The organism is Caballeronia sp. LZ029, from assembly GCF_031451275.1.
Lineage (GTDB): Bacteria > Pseudomonadota > Gammaproteobacteria > Burkholderiales > Burkholderiaceae > Caballeronia > Caballeronia jiangsuensis.
Window position 1 is genome coordinate 1 of sequence record NZ_JARUXO010000076.1, and the last position, 322, is coordinate 322.

Sequence of the window (322 nt, forward strand, 5' to 3'; positions counted from 1 at the left end):
ATTGAACGCGGCAGCCTTTCCATACGTCAATGAGACGCTCGACCGAGGTGCGCAAAAGCTGATCCGGCTCGACCCCCACTCAGGTCGCGTGCTCGATGTCCTGCGCTTCGACGACACCATCCTGCCCGCCGGCGCGCAACTTAACGACCTCCGCTTTCATGGTTCGACGATGTATCTGACCGACTCGGGTCTAGGCGGACTGATCGTGCATGAACTATCGAACGGCAAAACGCTACGACGGCTCTCCGGATATCCGCAGGTCAAGGCGTCCTCCATCGAGCCGCCGGCGATCGTCGCCCACGTGAAGGGCGGCGAGGTGTTT

General features: G+C 61.2%; 1 pseudogene. It reads left to right on the forward strand.

Features of this window, described 5'->3' with window-relative positions:
* Positions 1-322, forward strand: a pseudogene (locus tag QCE73_RS34115) (hypothetical protein); the annotation flags it as partial.